General features: G+C 38.7%; 20 protein-coding genes and 2 pseudogenes. 20 read left to right on the top strand and 2 right to left on the bottom strand.

Annotated features, from left to right (window positions below; all coding sequences use genetic code 11):
* The first annotated feature begins 1 nt into the window (after window position 1).
* From BN7444_RS01700 to BN7444_RS01620, 18 genes and pseudogenes are all read left to right on the top strand, one after another.
* Window positions 2-757 (top strand): exodeoxyribonuclease III, encoded by a 756-nt coding sequence (locus BN7444_RS01700; protein WP_068454874.1) that lies wholly within the window; start codon window positions 2-4, stop codon window positions 755-757.
* 80 nt (window positions 758-837) lie between these two features.
* Complete coding sequence (locus BN7444_RS01695) at window positions 838-2046, top strand: FprA family A-type flavoprotein (protein ID WP_068454871.1); 1209 nt, start codon at window positions 838-840, stop codon at window positions 2044-2046.
* Between the two features lie 249 nt (window positions 2047-2295).
* Complete coding sequence (locus BN7444_RS01690; protein WP_068454868.1) at window positions 2296-3078, top strand: copper amine oxidase N-terminal domain-containing protein; 783 nt, start codon at window positions 2296-2298, stop codon at window positions 3076-3078.
* Between the two features lie 211 nt (window positions 3079-3289).
* A complete protein-coding gene (locus BN7444_RS01685; RefSeq protein ID WP_068454866.1) occupies window positions 3290-4180 on the top strand; it encodes a zinc-ribbon domain-containing protein in 891 nt (296 codons plus the stop codon).
* Window positions 4181-4195: 15 nt separating this feature from the next.
* Entirely contained in the window at window positions 4196-4477 is a 282-nt protein-coding gene (locus tag BN7444_RS01680) for a hypothetical protein (RefSeq protein WP_068454862.1), read from the top strand.
* Window positions 4428-4907 (top strand): annotated as a pseudogene (metG, locus tag BN7444_RS01675) (methionine--tRNA ligase subunit beta); the annotation flags it as partial. The gene BN7444_RS01680 and the pseudogene metG, both read left to right, overlap by 50 nt.
* A gap of 63 nt (window positions 4908-4970) precedes the next feature.
* Window positions 4971-5252 carry a CD1845 family protein gene (locus BN7444_RS09030; protein WP_082941207.1) on the top strand — a complete coding sequence of 94 codons (282 nt, stop codon included), beginning with the start codon at window positions 4971-4973 and terminating at the stop codon, window positions 5250-5252.
* An 82-nt stretch (window positions 5253-5334) separates the two neighbouring features.
* Window positions 5335-5439 (top strand): annotated as a pseudogene (locus BN7444_RS01670) (replication initiator protein A); the annotation flags it as partial.
* Window positions 5440-5734: 295 nt separating this feature from the next.
* A complete protein-coding gene (locus tag BN7444_RS01665) occupies window positions 5735-6130 on the top strand; it encodes a DUF4418 family protein (protein WP_068454853.1) in 396 nt (131 codons plus the stop codon).
* Window positions 6130-6807 carry an ABC transporter ATP-binding protein gene (locus BN7444_RS01660; protein ID WP_068454850.1) on the top strand — a complete coding sequence of 226 codons (678 nt, stop codon included), beginning with the start codon at window positions 6130-6132 and terminating at the stop codon, window positions 6805-6807. Before BN7444_RS01665 ends, BN7444_RS01660 begins: the two co-directional genes overlap by 1 nt.
* A gap of 2 nt (window positions 6808-6809) precedes the next feature.
* Window positions 6810-8147, top strand: a complete 1338-nt coding sequence (locus BN7444_RS01655) for an FTR1 family iron permease (RefSeq protein ID WP_068454847.1) — start codon at window positions 6810-6812, stop codon at window positions 8145-8147.
* Between the two features lie 142 nt (window positions 8148-8289).
* Window positions 8290-8955, top strand: coding sequence for an iron transporter (locus BN7444_RS01650; RefSeq protein ID WP_068454844.1), 666 nt, complete (start codon window positions 8290-8292; stop codon window positions 8953-8955).
* A 97-nt stretch (window positions 8956-9052) separates the two neighbouring features.
* Window positions 9053-10276, top strand: coding sequence for a Fe-S-containing protein (locus BN7444_RS01645; protein ID WP_068458374.1), 1224 nt, complete (start codon window positions 9053-9055; stop codon window positions 10274-10276).
* A gap of 8 nt (window positions 10277-10284) precedes the next feature.
* Complete coding sequence (locus tag BN7444_RS01640; protein ID WP_068454842.1) at window positions 10285-11568, top strand: ABC transporter permease; 1284 nt, start codon at window positions 10285-10287, stop codon at window positions 11566-11568.
* On the top strand, window positions 11558-12706 hold the full coding sequence (locus BN7444_RS01635; protein ID WP_068454839.1) for an ABC transporter permease: 1149 nt from the start codon (window positions 11558-11560) through the stop codon (window positions 12704-12706). Before BN7444_RS01640 ends, BN7444_RS01635 begins: the two co-directional genes overlap by 11 nt.
* Before the next feature lie 11 nt (window positions 12707-12717).
* Window positions 12718-13437 (top strand): ABC transporter ATP-binding protein, encoded by a 720-nt coding sequence (locus BN7444_RS01630; protein WP_002840489.1) that lies wholly within the window; start codon window positions 12718-12720, stop codon window positions 13435-13437.
* The gene (locus BN7444_RS01625; protein WP_068454837.1) at window positions 13434-13859 is read left to right on the top strand and encodes an FMN-binding protein; all 426 of its coding nucleotides are present in this window, start codon (window positions 13434-13436) and stop codon (window positions 13857-13859) included. Before BN7444_RS01630 ends, BN7444_RS01625 begins: the two co-directional genes overlap by 4 nt.
* Window positions 13859-15061 (top strand): ABC transporter permease, encoded by a 1203-nt coding sequence (locus tag BN7444_RS01620; protein WP_068454834.1) that lies wholly within the window; start codon window positions 13859-13861, stop codon window positions 15059-15061. Before BN7444_RS01625 ends, BN7444_RS01620 begins: the two co-directional genes overlap by 1 nt.
* A gap of 181 nt (window positions 15062-15242) precedes the next feature.
* Here the strand turns inward: BN7444_RS01620 and BN7444_RS09025 are convergent, their stop codons facing one another.
* Entirely contained in the window at window positions 15243-15734 is a 492-nt protein-coding gene (locus tag BN7444_RS09025; RefSeq protein ID WP_245654218.1) for a lantibiotic immunity ABC transporter MutE/EpiE family permease subunit, read from the bottom strand.
* On the opposite strand from BN7444_RS09025, the gene BN7444_RS09225 reads away from it, so the two are divergent.
* Window positions 15670-15867 (top strand): zinc-ribbon domain-containing protein, encoded by a 198-nt coding sequence (locus tag BN7444_RS09225; RefSeq protein ID WP_068454832.1) that lies wholly within the window; start codon window positions 15670-15672, stop codon window positions 15865-15867. The genes BN7444_RS09025 and BN7444_RS09225 overlap by 65 nt on opposite strands.
* 62 nt (window positions 15868-15929) lie before the next feature.
* Here BN7444_RS09225 and BN7444_RS09620 read toward each other — a convergent pair whose 3' ends face one another.
* Window positions 15930-16016, bottom strand: coding sequence for a hypothetical protein (locus BN7444_RS09620; RefSeq protein ID WP_417875227.1), 87 nt, complete (start codon window positions 16014-16016; stop codon window positions 15930-15932).
* Between the two features lie 236 nt (window positions 16017-16252).
* On the opposite strand from BN7444_RS09620, the gene BN7444_RS01610 reads away from it, so the two are divergent.
* Window positions 16253-17143, top strand: coding sequence for a zinc-ribbon domain-containing protein (locus BN7444_RS01610; protein ID WP_068454830.1), 891 nt, complete (start codon window positions 16253-16255; stop codon window positions 17141-17143).
* Window positions 17144-17154 lie beyond the last annotated feature (11 nt).

Raw genomic sequence — 17154 nt, 5'->3', positions numbered from 1 at the left:
TATGCGACTGATTTCATGGAATGTCAACGGCATTCGCGCCGCCTTAAAAAAAGGCTTCATGGATTTTTTCGAGGATGTGGACGCGGACATTTTCTGTCTGCAGGAGACCAAGCTTTCCGCCGGCCAATTGGATCTGGAGCTTGAAGGCTACCACCAATACTGGAACTATGCCGAGAAAAAAGGCTACAGCGGCACGGCGGTCTTTACGAAGGAAGAACCCATTCACGTCTCCTACGGCATCGACGTGGAAGCGCACGACAAGGAAGGCCGGGTCATTACCTGCGAGTACGAGAATTTCTTCCTGGTGACCTGCTACACCCCCAATTCCCAGCGTGGCCTGGCGCGCTTGGACTATCGCATGGAATGGGAAGAGGATTTTCGCAAGTACCTGAATATGTTGGATCAGGTGAAGCCCGTGGTGCTTTGCGGGGATTTGAACGTAGCCCACAAGGAAATCGACCTGAAAAACCCCGCGGCCAATCGTAAAAACGCCGGTTTCTCCGACGAAGAGCGCAGCCAATTTCAAAATCTGCTGGACGCCGGCTACACGGACACCTTCCGCTACCTCTATCCCGATGCGGAGGATCGCTACAGCTGGTGGAGCTACATTACCAAGGCGAGAGAAAGAAATGCCGGTTGGCGCATCGACTACTTCGTCGTCAGTGAACGGCTGGCGGATGACATCGTCGAAGCCGACATTCGCGACGACATTATGGGCAGCGACCATTGCCCCGTCTATTTGGAACTGGAAGTTTAGGGAATGGATTGAAAACTTGAAGAAAAGTCGGTAAAATTTAATGAGGCATAAGAATTAAATTTTAAAAGAAAGGTGAGACAATGGCAGCAACGAGATTTATCAGAATCAACGATCACTTACACTACATCGGCGTAAACGATCGCTATACCCATCTCTTCGAAGGCATGTGGCCCTTGCCCGACGGCATCAGCTACAACTCCTATCTGTTCGACGGTGGATCTAAAACCTGTCTTTTGGACTGTGTGCGCATCGATTCCGTGTCGGAATTTTTTGAAAAGCTGGAAGATTCCCTCGACGGCAGAGGACTGGACTACATCGTAGTCAACCACATGGAGCCGGACCACACATCCTCTTTAAAGAGCGTCATGGAGCGCTACCCGGACTGCAAGGTCATTACCAATAAAAAAGCCGTTACCATGATGAACAACTTCTACGACATCGGCGACGAGCGGGCAATTGTCGTAGCCGACGGCGAAACCGTGGACATCGGCGAGCGGAAGCTGACCTTCTACACCACCCCCATGGTTCACTGGCCCGAATCCATGGTCTGCTTCGAAGAAGAAACGGGGATCCTCTTCAGCCAAGACGCCTTCGGCGGCTTCGGCACATTAGACGGCGCCATCTTCGACGACCAAGTGGATTGGGAAAAATACCGGGAAGAAACCATTCGCTACTACACCAACATTGTTGGCAAATACAGCGTGCAAGTCATTCGCGCCCTGAAAAAATTAGAAGGCCTGGACATTCAAATGATCTGTCCCGACCACGGCCCCATTTGGCGCGACAATATCGACCGCATCGTGGGCCTCTACAGCGATTTAAGCGAACAAAAAACCGAAGACGGCGTGCTCATCGTCTACGGTTCCATGTACGGCAATACGGAGCAAGTGGCGGAAGCCATCGCCCGTTCCGTCTCCGCCGAAGGGATACACAACATTCGCATTCGCGACGTGTCCAAGACCCACCTGAGCTATTTGATCAGCGAAACCTGGAACTACAAGGGCATCATCCTCGGCTGCCCCACCTACAATGTAGGCCTGTTCCCGCCCATGGCCACCTTGGTCGACGTGCTGAAGAAACAAAAGATGAAGAACCACATCTTAGGCACCTTTACCAACGCCAGCTGGGGCGGCGGCGCGGAAAAAGTATTCGCCGCCTTCGCCGAAGAAAGCAAATGGGAAGTGCTCCCCACCACCGTGGATGTTATGGGCGCTCCCGAGCAGGAAGATTTAGACAAATGTGCTCAAATGGCCAAGGAAATGGCCGAAGCCTTAAAGGCGAGCAAGTAAAGAAAAGCGTCGGGAAGCCGGCGCTTTTTTTGTATGGAAGGAAAAAATTTCATCAGCCGACAGTCGTTCATGGTCTATAAAAGCATTGAAAAATCGTTGGGGGGGGTATAATAAAAGTAGGAAAGCACAAACTCTTCTGCTGTGATTTATTGCTAAAGATGATTTTATGTAAATCCGCAGCGGAAGAAAAAGATGATGTGAAGTGTAAGATAAAATGCAATCATCTACGGATGATCGAAGGAGGTATTTATGAAAAAGCTGGCCACATTATTAATCTGCTTGCTGCTCCTTCCCTCGGCGGTGCTGGCGAAGGGAGCCGATCCCATCGCGGTTTACGTCAACGGCCGTGAGCTTCGTCGGGACGAAGAGACGACGCCCGTCATTCGCCACGATCGCACCTTCCTGCCCCTGCGTGCGGTGACCGAAGAGTTGGGCTACACCGTGGCATGGAACGGAGATAAAAGGGAAGTGACCCTGACGAAGGGTGATTCTTCCGTGATCATGACCATCGGAAAGAAAGCTTACCGCCTGGGCGGCAAGGAATTGGCCATGGACGTGGCACCTTATCTGGAAAAAAATCGCACCTTTATTCCCGCTCGCTACTTAGGCGAGGCCACGGGCCTTCCCGTCAAGTGGATGCCGAAGGTGCGCGTCGTCACCGTGGGAAGCTATCCCCAAAAGGATGCGCCGGCCGGTGAGCGCATCTATGTGAAAGACGTGGACATGTCCTTTGTACTGCCCAAGGATGTGGAGATCTCCTACAAGCTCGAAGGCAAATGCCTCCACTTCTACGAAAAGTCCAATGACGATGCGGGCAGCGACGGCTTCCTCTTCTCTCTGAGCCGGGTGCATAATCCGAAGACGGATTGGTACAATTGGCCCGTCATCCTCGCCTATAAAGACGGCGTCTACTACGGCGCGGATTTCCGAGGCGACCCGGCGATGATTCAAGACAAGGCCCTGAAGGCAAAATTTGAAAAGGCCCACGACCGCATCGACGACATTCTGATGACGGTCCGCGTAGGAAAATAATATAGAGATAGAAAGAGAAGCGTCGGGATGCCGGCGCTTTTTTGTATGCGCAATGCACTTTTTTTGCCAAAGCTGAGAATCATTGGAAATTTCGATATAATGAAATCGTACATAAAAGAGAGTGAGGGTTTCTCGTTGAGAAAAGATTTGTAGTCGTCATGAAAACGTATCTGCAAAAATTAAAAACACGGATTTGATAAAGGAGGAGAGTATGTTATGTCCCAAGTGTCACTACGATAATTTGGCAGAGAATTCATTCTGCACCCGGTGCGGCACGCCCCTTCCCGAGGCGAAGAAAGAGCCGGAGCCGGCGGCACCGAAGGCGAATGTTCCGAAAGGGGAAGTCAGGTATTATCAGGATCCGAAAAAGAAAGATAAGGAATCCCGGGGATGCGGCTGCATTATTCTCGTCGGTGTGATTATTCTGGTATTGAGCGTGTTATATTACATAGCCGATGAGTCCGGTGAAGAATTTGACGCCAATGCCAATACGAATCAAGTGACGGCTTCGGAAACCGCCGACGCCTCGGCGCAGGGAGAGGGCAGAGTGTCCGACACCGTTCGCATTGTCGTCGACGGCAATGTGCTTTTGGAAGATTACCGGCCGAAGAAGCGAGGAGACATCCTCTTGTTTCCCGCCATGGCCATTACCCGGGCAGGAAATGGGGCCGTCATGGCAGAATTCGACGACGACGTTCCGAGCCGCGGTTATACTCGTGTGAGCAATGATTTTGGCACTCCGTGTTACACCATGAACCGCCTGGATTACTTTTCCGAATACGGCATTATGGAAGAAAATCACGAGCAGTTCAATCCCTGTTATCGTCTGAAGACTCAGCCTATTGTGGAAGATGGGGAGGTCTATGTGGATTTGGAGACGATTCGTGTGATTACCGCCATGGACTGCAATTACGACGAGGCGGCCGGCGTCTTGAATCTGACTTTCAATCCTGCAAACGTAGATAAAATTTACGGCGATGTCTTCAGCGGAGGAAATTCGGATCTCTGGATTTACATTCCCTATCCCGACGGGGACGATGCCATGGATTTATCCATGGATCCGGCGAGCTATTTCGGCTACATCAAGCAGTATGTCAATTAAGAAAAGGGGGATGTTGTGAAGAAAGTTTCGATTTTTCTTTTAAGCTTCGTCATGGCACTGGCGCTGGCCCGTCCCGCCTTTGCCTTGGTGGACGGGGCAGATTTGGACTTTAACGCCTATTATGGCTACGCCATCGTCACCGTGGACTATGTCACCTACAATCGCTTCTTCGGCACGGATATCGCCGCGGGCAATTACTGTCGCCGCAATGTGCTGGTAAAGAAGGAGCGGGGAGAGGACGGCATCCGTTTTATTCCCCAGGATGAAGCCAATAGGCTTAGAAAAGGCAGAAAATAAGGATTCGTCAAAAGAAACTTACGAAACTTACGACAAACTTACGATAGAAAAAATCGACTTTTCAAAAGTAAAAGTAGAGCCATTATTTGAAGATATGGTTGATTTTGATACATTCTCAAAATCTGATTTTAGAGTTGTAAAAGTTTTAAACTGCGAAGAAGTTCCAAAATCAAAAAAACTTTTGAAATTTACATTAGATGATGGTTCTGAAAAAGAAAGAATTATTTTATCTGGTATTAAGGAATATTACAGCGCAGAGTCTTTAATTGGAAAGACACTGCTTGCGATTTGTAATCTTCCTCCACGTAAGATGATGGGAATCGACTCAGAAGGTATGATAATATCTGCAATTTGCGAGTACGACGGAGAAGAAAAACTTAACTTAATAATGTTGGATGATAATATTCCAGCAGGATCAAAATTATATTAAAGAACACGCTAATTATGAAACTGGGGTTTGTTATGAATCCCAGTTTAATTTTTAGGGGTATGTATGAGATGGATAATTAGAATAATTTTATTACCGATAAGATTAGTGTTGAGTTTGCTCATAGCTATTTTAACCTTCATATTAAGTTTGAGTACTGCGTTGTTAAACGTAGTTTCTACTTTAATTTTTATAATTGGATTAGCTAGCATATTTCAAGGAGATAATCAAATTGTAATTGAAGCACTAATCTTAGCATTTTTATTTAGCCCATTTGGATTACCTAAATTAGGTATATATGTTATTGGATTATTAGAATTATTAAACTATACAATAAAATCTATTTAAAGAAAAATAAATATTAGACAATCGTAGACGATAGAAATCAATAATTCTGTCGTCTTTTTTATTTCAAAGAAAGGAGGTAGGGATGAATTTTGATTATTTTTATAATAGGCAATCTGAAATGTATAACTTCATTAGGTTACCTATGGTATTGCTGGAAGATGGGATTTTTGAGAGCATTTCTATTAAATAAATTATTTTGAGAATAAGTTTTACTTATAAAATTACTAAAAATTACTATCTAACAAAAAATAAACGAGCCTTTTCTATTAAAGTTCTTCCATTATATAGGCCAATAAAAAAAGAGAATTATAATATACAAGGCAACATAAGAAAGATAAATTAAAAATATTCTCAATTTTAAAAATATGCCCTTAAAAAAACTGGAAAATTGATTTGAATTTTCAATTTTCCATGTTATAATAATTATGGAAGTGATAATCAAATTCAAATATTAATAAAGATAAGTAGAAAGGATGATTAAAATGGGTAGAAAGAAGATTTTAGGATATATTTCTGCTATTATAGGTCTCTTGTTAGCGCTTGCACCAAAATTTATAACACCCGTTTGTCCTCCTATGGAAAATGGGATGTTCATGAAATGCCATTGGATGGGAAATATGACCATAGGTATGGGCGCAGTCATTTTAGTATTAGCAATCATTTTTATTGTAGTTAAAGATTCAAAAATATCTTTAGGATTATCTATTTCAAATATAGCAATTGGTATTTTAGAGATACTTAACACTCATGTGCTTATTGGTGGATGCATGAAAGCCGATATGGCTTGCAGAGCAAAAACCATTCCGTTTTGCACATTGTTGGCAGGCATATTGGTTTTAGTTAATATTTATTATTGTATGAAAGAAAGACATTCATAATGGAATCAATAATTGAAACTGAAAATTTAAGCAAGAGTTTCAAAAGAGGTTCTAATACACTTTTTGCTGTTAAAAATGTAAACTTTACCCTGAAGGAGGGAGATTTTGTCAATATAATTGGCAGAAGTGGTTCTGGAAAGTCAACTTTTTTAAATCTTTTGTCTGGTTTATTAAAACCGACTGAAGGTAAAATCTTTGCTAAGGGCAAAAATATAAGTGATTTTTCTGATAGAGAAATTAGCAAATATAGGAATGAAATCATAGGTTTTGTGCCACAAAGTCTAGGAACACTTCCAAACTTAAATGTTTTAGAGAATGTGTCTCTTCCTTATTATCTATTTAAAAGAGATGAATCTGCTTATGAAAAAGCAGCTATGCTCCTTGATTTGATGGGAATTTTGCATTTGAAAGATGATTTTCCTAAAAATTTATCTGGAGGAGAGCTAAAAAGAGTGCTGATAGCCAGATCTATGATTAATTCGCCGGAGCTTTTGATTTTAGATGAGCCTACAAGTGATTTGGATAAAAATACTACTATGGAGATAATGGATTTATTAAAAAAAATAAATTCTAAAGGTACTGCGCTTATTTTAGTTACTCATGAGCTTGATATTTTAAAATACGGCAATACACTTTACCAAATGGAAGATGGAAGTTTAATAAAGAAGGGGGGATAGAGATGAATTTATTAAAGAAAATGACTAGCATTTTCGCAATGATGGTAATCATGATTAGCCTAACTTTAACGCCTGTTTTTGCAGCAGAAACAAATTACGGTAACTGGGTTGAAGTCGCTGATGCTATGTCAGAACATTTACAAAAAGCTGTGGAAGTTTACAAGCCTGGAGATAAGGATGCTAAAAAAGCAGCCACAGATGCAGTTAATGTAGCTTACTTTAAATTCTATGAAAAAATTGGATTTGAAAAAACAACTATGACTGCAATTTCAGGCGAAAGAGGTTCAATGGTTGAACATCAATTTTACAGAGCAAAAAATTCCATCAAAGAAGATGCAGACCCACAAGAAGTTAAAGATGAAATTGATGCACTTATAACTTATCTTCATGAAGATGCCCATACTCTGGATGGAACCTCTGGAGATTCTAAGTCCAGTGGTCAAAGTCAAGAAGATGTAAATAGCCTTTCAACAGGTCAATTGTTGGGAGAGGTGCTAAAAAGATTTGGTACATTTTTTGCAGTTCTTGGACTTACACTTCGTGAAGGGCTTGAAGCCATTTTAGTTGTAGCTGCCATTGCTGCATATTTATCAAAGACTAATAATAGAATTTACTTAAAAGGTGTATATATTGGAGCCTTGCTAGGCATTGTTTTTTCAGCAGTCCTAGCTGGAGTATTTAATATCATCGCCAATACAGTGGGAGAAGTTGAGTCTGGAATGGGACAAGAAATATTCGAAGGAATTGCGATGTTTCTTGCTGTTATCGTACTATTTTATGTATCCAATTGGATGCTTTCTAAATCTGAAGTTGAAGTTTGGAATAGATACATTAAAAACAAGGTTGAACAATCTGTTTCCAAGGGTAGTTATTTTGCCTTAACTTTCACTGCATTCTTAGCAGTAGCAAGAGAGGGTGCAGAACTCATTTTGTTTTTCCAAGGTATGAGAACAGGCATTTCTGATAATCCAATGCATATGTGGATTGGACTTTTAGTTGCCGCCATAATACTTGCAATTGTATATTACTTAATTGCTAAAGTTTCTGTAAGGCTACCATTAAAACCATTCTTTACATTTACTTCTTGGCTAATGTTTATACTTTGCTTGTCTTTCTTAGGAAAGGGCATAGGAGAATTACAAGAAGCAGATGTAATTGGCAGAACTATAGTTCCTTGGATGAATGGATGGTCTGCTGAAGTTATAGGAATATACGATAGGTATGAAAATCTCATTCCACAAATTATTCTATTAGTAGTAACCATTGCTTCTGTTATTTATCAAAATAATAGAAACAAAAAAATTAGAGCTGAGCTTGAAGCCAGCCAAGAAAAAGAATAGGAGGATACGATAGGTATGAAAATCTCATTCCACAAATTATTCTATTAGTAGTAACCATTGCTTCTGTTATCTATCAAAATAATAGAAACAAAAAAATCAGAGCTGAGCTTGAAGTCAGCCAAGAAAAAAATAGGAGGATATTATGTTAAAAAAGAAAAGTTTATTTCTTGTTGTTATGACGCTTGTGTGTGCATTAATGTTTACAGCTTGTGGTAAAAAAGAAGATACAAAAGCTAATAATACAGCTAAAACTTCTACAGAAGAAAAAACACCAGCTGAAGGAAACAAGAACGAAGCAGGAGATGCAAAAGCTGCAGCTCCAGGAGAAGATGCAGGATTTGAAGAATTTCCAATTGGCGATGACCAAACTAAAGGACCTTTAGTAATCTCTGGTGTATATTTCCAACCGGTTGATATGGAACCAGCAGGAAACTCAATTCCTAAAGAAGAAGCTGACTGCCATATTGAAGCTGACATTACAGCATCACAAGAAGGTTCAACATTAGGTTATGGTGTTGGTGATTTTGTTCCATGGTTAAAAGTAAAAGCTTATTTACAAAAGAAAGGTTCAGACCATGTTCAAGAAGTTTCTTTCATGCCAATGAACGCATCTGATGGTCCACACTATGGTGCAAATGTTAAATTTGACGAAGGTGTTGGCGTTTATGATGTAAAATTTGAAGTTACTGCACCAGGCAATGACTACTTACTACACGTAGATAAAGAAACTGGTGTAACAGGTAGATTCTGGACAGAACCACTTGTTGCAGAATGGACTGACTTCGAATGGAACGGACCACAATGGTAAAGTTTTAAAAATTCATAATATTTATAAGGGGAATTCACGTTCCCCTTATATGTATTTATGGGGGGGTGAAATTATGTTAAAAATTTTTATTCAAGTTATGGAGGCGGGAATAGCCTTTTCTCTAATGATTTCTTTAATACTTGCCTATTATACAACTAAAGAGAGCAAAAATAAAAAGTATGTCATTATAATTTCTTTAGTTTTAGGGGTAATTGCAGCAATTGTTTCAATAATTATAAGAAATATACCTAATTTTATTAATAGAACAGAATTGAATTTCTGGTCTATGGTACCCATAGTTATCTCAGTATTTTTAATATTAATTTTTATGATATTTGAAGATAAGATAAATGCTAAAATTTATGATAATTTCATTTCAGCATCGGTTGTTGTTTATCTTGTAGGAATTTGTTTTTATTATTTACCGTATGTATTTAACCAATCAAACAAATTTGTATATTATGGCGAAAGTGCTGTTTCAACTATTGTACTTTTTAGGATTTTAGGCTTTGTTTTTGGGATAATCATGATGATTTTATCAGGGCTTGCCATATACAAGTCCTCAGTTAAACTTGAAGGTAAAAACTTAAAGATTGTAGTTTTTTTTAGCTTGATATGCTCGGGTATCAGCCAATTTAATATCATAATTCAAAGGTTTTATTCTAAAGGGATTATTCCTAGAAATGTTAACTTTTTTAGAGTTATTGCATTTATAGCTAATCACGAAAATGTGTTTTTATATGCAACAATGTTAATTATGATAGCTATTCCAGTAATTTTATATAAGCAAAATATTAAAGTTAATGAAGATTATAGCAATAGGGCTCAGTTAAGAAAAATAAAGTATAGTATGAAGAATAAAAGACATTGGGCAATTTTTTTCCTTGTCGTTCTATTTATTAATACTTTTTCATTAACGGTTGGAAAGGCATATGCTAATAAGGAACAGGCCCTTTCACCACCTGAAGATTATCAAACTGAAAATGGAATGATTGTTATTCCTTTAAGTAGCTTAGAGGATATGCATTTGCACAGATATTTGTATAAGGCAGAGGATGGTGTACAAATGAGATTTTTCTGCATTAAAAAATCAGAAGGTTCCTATGGAGTTGTACTTGATGCCTGCGAGATATGTGGTCCATCTGGATATTTTGAAAGAGGCGATGATGTTATTTGTAAGTTGTGCGACGTTGTAATGAATAGGGGTACAATAGGTTTTAAGGGTGGATGTAACCCGATACCTTTCCCATACATTGTCCATGATGAAAAGATAAAGATTGCGCCAAAAGATCTTGAGGCATTGTCTTATGTATTTAAGTAGGAGGGCTTATGTTTTGGAGAATAGTTAAAGGAGCGCTTTTTAGACAAAAGGGAAAGATGGCTCTTATTGCATTTACAGTTGCCCTCGGAGCTTCTCTTGCCACTTCAATGTTAAATACCATGCTCGGTGTTGGGGATAAAGTTAATCAAGAATTAAAGACCTATGGAGCAAATATTAATGTATTGCCTAAGGAAGCTTCCCTTCTTGATGATTTGTATGGCATGCAAGAAAAAGAGGGGCAGGTTCAAAAATATTTAAAGGAGTCAGAACTTCCTAACATTAAAACTATTTTTTGGGCTTACAATATTGTAGACTATACGCCATATCTTAACACTTGGGTTTCTTGTAATAATGATTCTAAACATACTAAGATGGTAGGAACATGGTTTAATAATCATATGGATTTGCCTACTGGAGAATCAGTTGATACTGGTATGATTAGACTTAAAAACTGGTGGGAAGTTCAAGGCGAGTGGTTATCAGAAAATGATAGCGATTCAGTTATGCTTGGAAAGATTTTTGCAGACAGAAATGGATTTAAAGTTGGTGATGAAATCCAACTAAAAAGCAATAATTTAGACAAAAAATTAAAAGTTAAGGGTATTTTCTCATCAGGTTCTGATGAAGATGCGTTTATATATTCTACTTTAAAAACAGCACAAGAATTTGCTGGAGTTACTGGAGTTGTAAATAAAGTTGAAGTATCAGCTCTTACTACACCAGACAATGACTTAGCAAGAAAGGCTGCCAAAAACCCACTATCTTTAACTATTAAGGAACGGGAAGTATGGTATTGTACAGCTTATGTTTCTGCTATTTGTTATCAAATAACAGAAGTAATGACTGATTCTGTAGCTAAGCCAATTCGCCAAGTTGCAGAAAGTGAAGGAGATATTTTAAATAAGACTACTCTTCTTATGGTTTTAATTACAGTATTGACTTTGATTGGTTCAGGCTTTGGTATTTCTAATCTTATTACAGCATCTGTAATGGAAAGATCTAATGAAATTGGACTTCAAAAAGCTATAGGGGCGTCAAATGGAAGGATAATTGGCATAATTCTTGTGGAAATAATTTTGACAGCGATATTTGGAACAGTTATAGGTTACGGTGTTGGTCTGCTACTTACTCAGATTATTGGTCTAACAGTTTTTGGCTCAGCAATAGCTCCAACAGCTATGGTAGTTCCTATTGTAGCAATACTTATTATTCTTGTTACAATATTGGGTTCAATACCAGCTATAAGATACCTTTTGAATTTAAATCCAACGGAGGTACTACATGGCAGATAAACAAAGTAAAAATAAATTTCACTTAAAAATGATAATAACTTCCTTGGCAAGGAGACGTGCAAGAATGTTAACAGCACTACTTGCTATAGCTATGGGAGCAACAATTATTTCAGGACTTGTTACTATTTACTATGATATTCCTAGACAAATGGGTAAGGAGTTTAGGTCTTATGGTGCAAATATGTTGGTAATTCCCACTAACCCTGATAAAAAAATCACCAATGAACAGTTAGATGAAGTTAAATCGTTAATTCCTTCAGGAAAGCTTGTCGGTCAGGCACCCTATATTTATACAAATGCAAAAATTAATGAACAACCTTATATGCTTGCAGGTACAGATTTAAAGGGAGCGAAAGAAAATTCTCCATACTGGCTTATTGACGGTTCATGGCCTGAAAAATCGAGAGAAGTTTTAATAGGTAATGAAGTTTCAAAGGCTTTGGAATTAAAAGAGGGAGATAAAATTATTATAAATACTCCCAAAGTTAATGGAGAAGGTTCTATAGATACTAATTTTGTTGTTTCAGGAGTTGTAACAACAGGTGGTAAAGAAGAAGAACTTATTTTTATGAGTATTGATGATATTTCACAGCTTGTTAAAGACAAAAATTTTGATGTCATAGAATATTCAATAGAAGCTGAACAAAATGAACTTTCAAAAATAGTATCAAATATTTCACAAAAGGATGGATCTCTAACTCCACAAATGGTAAAAAGAGTTACCGCCTCACAAGATATAGTTTTGAATAAATTACAAGCTCTTGTCTTCATTGTAACGATAATAGTATTATTCATAATGATGATATGTGTATCCACAACAATGATGGCAGTTGTAACTGAAAGACGTAAAGAAATAGGTCTTAAGAAAGCTTTGGGCGCCACAAATTCGTCAGTAATCGTTGACTTTTTAGGTGAAGGAGCATTTTTGGGGGTTTTTGGTGGACTTCTAGGTGTTGTATTAGGATATATATTTGCCAATAGAGTAAGTATTTCGGTATTTGCTAGAAAGGTAAGTTTCTTGCCTCTTTTAGTACCTATGACAATTATTGTCTGTATAGTAATAACTATAGTTGCATCTTTAATACCAGTATCTAAAACTGTTGATATTGATCCAGCTTTAGTGCTTCGTGGAGAATAGAAAGGAATTTTATGGATATATTAAAACTCGTTGATGTTTCAAAAATTTATGGTGAACTTAAAGCCCTTGACAAAATCAATTTAAGTGTAGAAAAGGGCGAATGGATTTCTATAATGGGTCCATCAGGTTCTGGTAAAACAACAATGATGAATATTATTGGTGCCATGGATAAACCTTCACTTGGCGAAGTTATTTTGGATGGTGAAGATATAGCAAAAAAATCACCTAAGGAACTAACAGTTATTAGAAGGGATAAGATAGGACTTATTTTCCAACAATTTCATTTAGTTAATTATTTAAGTGCTTTGGAAAATGTAATGATGTCACAATATTATCATTCTATGCCAGATGCACAAGAAGCAATGGAAGCTTTGGCTGCAGTAGGTCTTGCTGATAGAGCCAAGCACTTACCCAACCAATTATCAGGTGGGGAACAACAAAGAGTATGCATTGCCAGAGCTCTTATTAATCATCCTACAATACTTTTAGCCGATGAACCCACAGGAAATTTGGATGAAAAGAATGAATATATAGTTCTTGACATATTTGAAAAACTTCACAATGCAGGATCAACAATTATTGTTGTAACTCACGACCCTGAAGTCGGTGAAGAATCTGAAAGAATGATAACTCTTGAACATGGTAAAATTTCAAAAGAAGAAAAAATGAAAAGAAAAAGACCAGTTCTTGATTCTGTAAAAAAAGATGAAAAACTTAAGGAGTTTATATGAGAAAATTTTTGAATGTATTAATAATTTTTTCTTTGGGGCTTGTCCTAGTTGCTTGTGGAGGAGATAAAAAAGAAGAAGCTCCAAGCGTAAGCTATAAAGACGGCACATATCATGGAGAATCTGCCAAAGATGAAAGAGGCGGACTTGTAAAGGTGGATATAAGTGTTAAAGACAATAAGATTGAATCTTGTACAATGCAAAACATTGATGGAGATGGAAAAGAAAAGGATGAATCTTATTGTCAAAACCAAAATGAAGGACTATATAAGATAGCCCAACAAGCTATAAATCTTGCAAAGTCATACCCAGATAGATTAGTGGAAAAAGGAAATCCTGAAGGAGTGGACGTTATTTCGGGGGCAACAGAAACTTACAAGCAATTTATAGAAGCTTGCAATAATGCACTTGATGGTGCAAAATAATGAAAGATTTATACACAATTAATTTAGCAAAAAAGAATATAGAAAATAAAAAGGCAAGGTCAATTACCTTGATTTTACTTGTAGGAATTTTAACTTTTATTTTATTCATGTCATCATTTATAATTTTTTCTCTTAAAAACGGCATGAAATCTCTATCAGATAGGATGGGAGCAGACATTATAGTAGTCCCAGAAGGTTATGATTCCAAAATTACAGGTGCAATATTAAGGGGAGAACCTAATACATTCTTTTTTGACAAGGATATATTAAATAGAGTAAAAAAAGTACCAGGAGTTGAAAAAGCCTGTGGTCAAGTTTATCTAGCTACACTTTCTGCTGGATGCTGTTCTTTTCCCATTCAAGTTATAGGAATTGACTTTTCTGATGACTTTAGCGTTAAACCTTGGCTTGAAAAGCAGATTAAAACTCCAATTAAAGCTGGGCAAGTTGTTGTAGGTGCTAACATTGTGGGGACTATTAATCATAAGGTTAAATTTTTTAATCAAGAATTTGAGATAAGAGGTAGGCTTGCAAAAACTGGCATGGGTTTTGATAATTCAGTTTTTATGACAATAGAAGAAACTCATAGATTAGCCAAGGAATATGAAAAGATAATTAATCATCCGGTGGCAAAAAAAGATGATATATCTTCTATTTTAGTAAAAGTTGAAAAAAACAAAGATCCAAAAACAATTCAAAAACTTATTAAAGAAGAATTTAAAAAAGAAAAAGTGTATCCTTTATTACCAAGAAAAATAATGACAGAAGTTTCAGATTCAGCAAAAAACATGCTTGTATATGTGTATATATTGATAGCTTTGATTTGGATACTAGCTTTCTTTATTTTAAGTCTTGTAAATACCTTATCAGTTAAGGAAAGGAAAAGAGAATTTGCAACCATAAGGATATTAGGAGCAACAAAGAAAAAACTCAGTGAAGTAGTTCTTGTTGAATCTATGCTAATTAATGGAACAGGTGCAGTCATAGGTTCTGTGCTTTCCTTTGTTTTAAGTATAACTTTCAATAATATATTTTCATCAGTTTTGAATATGCCTTTTTTAAGACCGAATATATTCCTTATGATTTTAATGTTAATGATAGTAATAATTTTGGGAACCTTGTTAGGTCCAATATCTTCAATTATTGCTATTAATAAAATAAACAAAGTAGAATTATTATTGATGCAAAGAGATAATGATTAAAATAGGTTATTTGTCAAATTTTGGGGAGACTTGTTAACTCGAGTCTCTCTTTTTATTTAAAAATCAATACTTAAACGCTAATAAAAGATCAAAACTAAAATAACTAAAAACCATTAAAAATAAACATAGCAAACAAGACTCCTAGGGGTTTTGCGAAATTTTCCCATTTTCTTATCCCTACTTACAAGCAATATGGTTTTAGTGCTAAAAATACACCTGAAAAAGAAATAGCTAAATTGACCAATACCGAAAAGATCACCCCTAATTTTTTTGAAATTATAAAACTAAAAGGGATTTGCCACATGGTTGTAACAAACACGACTAAAATCCCTAAAAATATTGAAGCAATACTTAATTGCTTAATTTGATTAATTCCAAACAAACTAAAAATAAATGGTATACAAACCACAGCAACACTTAATAGAAAACAGGAAAGAAGAGCATATCCTAATACAACCAAAAGTTTAGAGCTCCATATTTTTCCTTGAGAAACTGATAGACAACAGATTGCACGAAGTCCGTGCTTTCCGTTATCTATATTAACAGCTGTTGCACTGATTAATGCGAATGTGGCAGGTAAAAAAACTACATAGTACCAGTTGAATAAAATGAAAGAGGAGGCAAAGAAAGCGGAAGAAAAAGCTCGCAAAGAGGCGGAGGAAGCCGCCCTCATCGAAGAAGGGAAAGGCGAAGAGCGGGGCGAATCGGATGCTGCCGTCGAAGCGGATAAATTCTGTCCCCGCTGCGGCAGCAAGCGGGAAGCGGGCGCCCTGTTCTGCGGAAAATGCGGCCGCCGCTTCAACTAAAGGCAATACAAATTCATAGGATAAAGAAAAATCCTCTACCTATGTGGGTAGAGGAATTATTTTTATCTCATAGTGACCATTTCCTCGGCGCTGGTGGGGTGGATGGCCACGGTGGCGTCGAAGTCGGCTTTGGTGGCGCCCATTTTCACGGCGACGCCGAAGCCTTAAAGGCAAGCAAGTAAAGAGAAGAGTCGGGATGCCGGCGCTTTTTTGTATGCGCAATGCACTTTTATTATTTGCCAAAGCTGAAAATCATTAGAAATTTCGATATAATGAAATCGTACATAAAAGAGAGTGAGAGTTTTCCGCTTGGGGGAGTGTCTGAAATGGTCATGAAGACGAATCCGCGGAAAGAAAAGGCATGGATTTCATGAAGGAGGAGAGTATGTTATGTCCCAAGTGTCACTACGATAATTTAGCGGAGAATTCATTCTGCACCCGATGTGGCACGCCCCTTCCCGAAGCGAAGAAAGCGCCGGAGCCGGCGGCGCCGAAGGCGAATGTTCCGAAAGGGGAAGTCAGGTATTATCAGGATCCGAAAAAGAAAGATAAGGAATCCCGGGGATGCGGCTGCATTATTCTCGTCGGTGTGATTATTCTGGTATTGAGCGTGTTATATTACATAGCCGATGAGTCCGATGAAGAATTTGACGCCAATGCCAATACGAATCAAGTGACGGCTTCGGAAACCGCCGACGCCTCGGCGCAGGGAGAGGGCAGAGTGTCCGACACCGTTCGCATCGTCGTCGACGGCAATGTGCTTTTGGAAGATTACCGGCCGAAGAAGCGAGGAGACACCCTCTTGTTTCCCGCCATGGCCATTACCCGGGCGGGAAATGGGGCCGTCATGGCAGAATTCGACGACGACGTTCCGAGCCGCGGGTATACTCGTGTGAGTAATAATTTCGGCACTCCGTGCTACACCATGAACCGCCTGGATTACTTTCCCGAATACGGCATTATGGAAGAAAATCACGAGCAGTTCAATCCCTGTTATCGTCTGAAGACTCAGCCTATTGTGGAAGATGGGGAGGTCTATGTGGATCTGGAGACGATTCGAGTGATTACCGCCATGGACTGCAATTACGACGAGGCGGCCGGCGTCTTGAATCTGACTTTCAATCCTACAAACGTAGATAAAATTTACGGCGATGTCTTCAGCGGAGGAAATACGGATCTCTGGATTTACATTCCCTATCCCGACGGGGACGATGCCATGGATTTATCCATGGATCCGGCGAGCTATTTCGGCTACATCAAGCAGTATGTCAATTAAGAAAAGGGGGA

The organism is Peptoniphilus pacaensis (genome assembly GCF_900088125.1).
Classification (GTDB): Bacteria; Bacillota; Clostridia; order Tissierellales; family Peptoniphilaceae; genus Aedoeadaptatus; species Aedoeadaptatus pacaensis.
The sequence above is the reverse complement of the archived record's forward strand: the minus strand, read 5'-3'. Positions and strand labels throughout refer to the sequence as shown.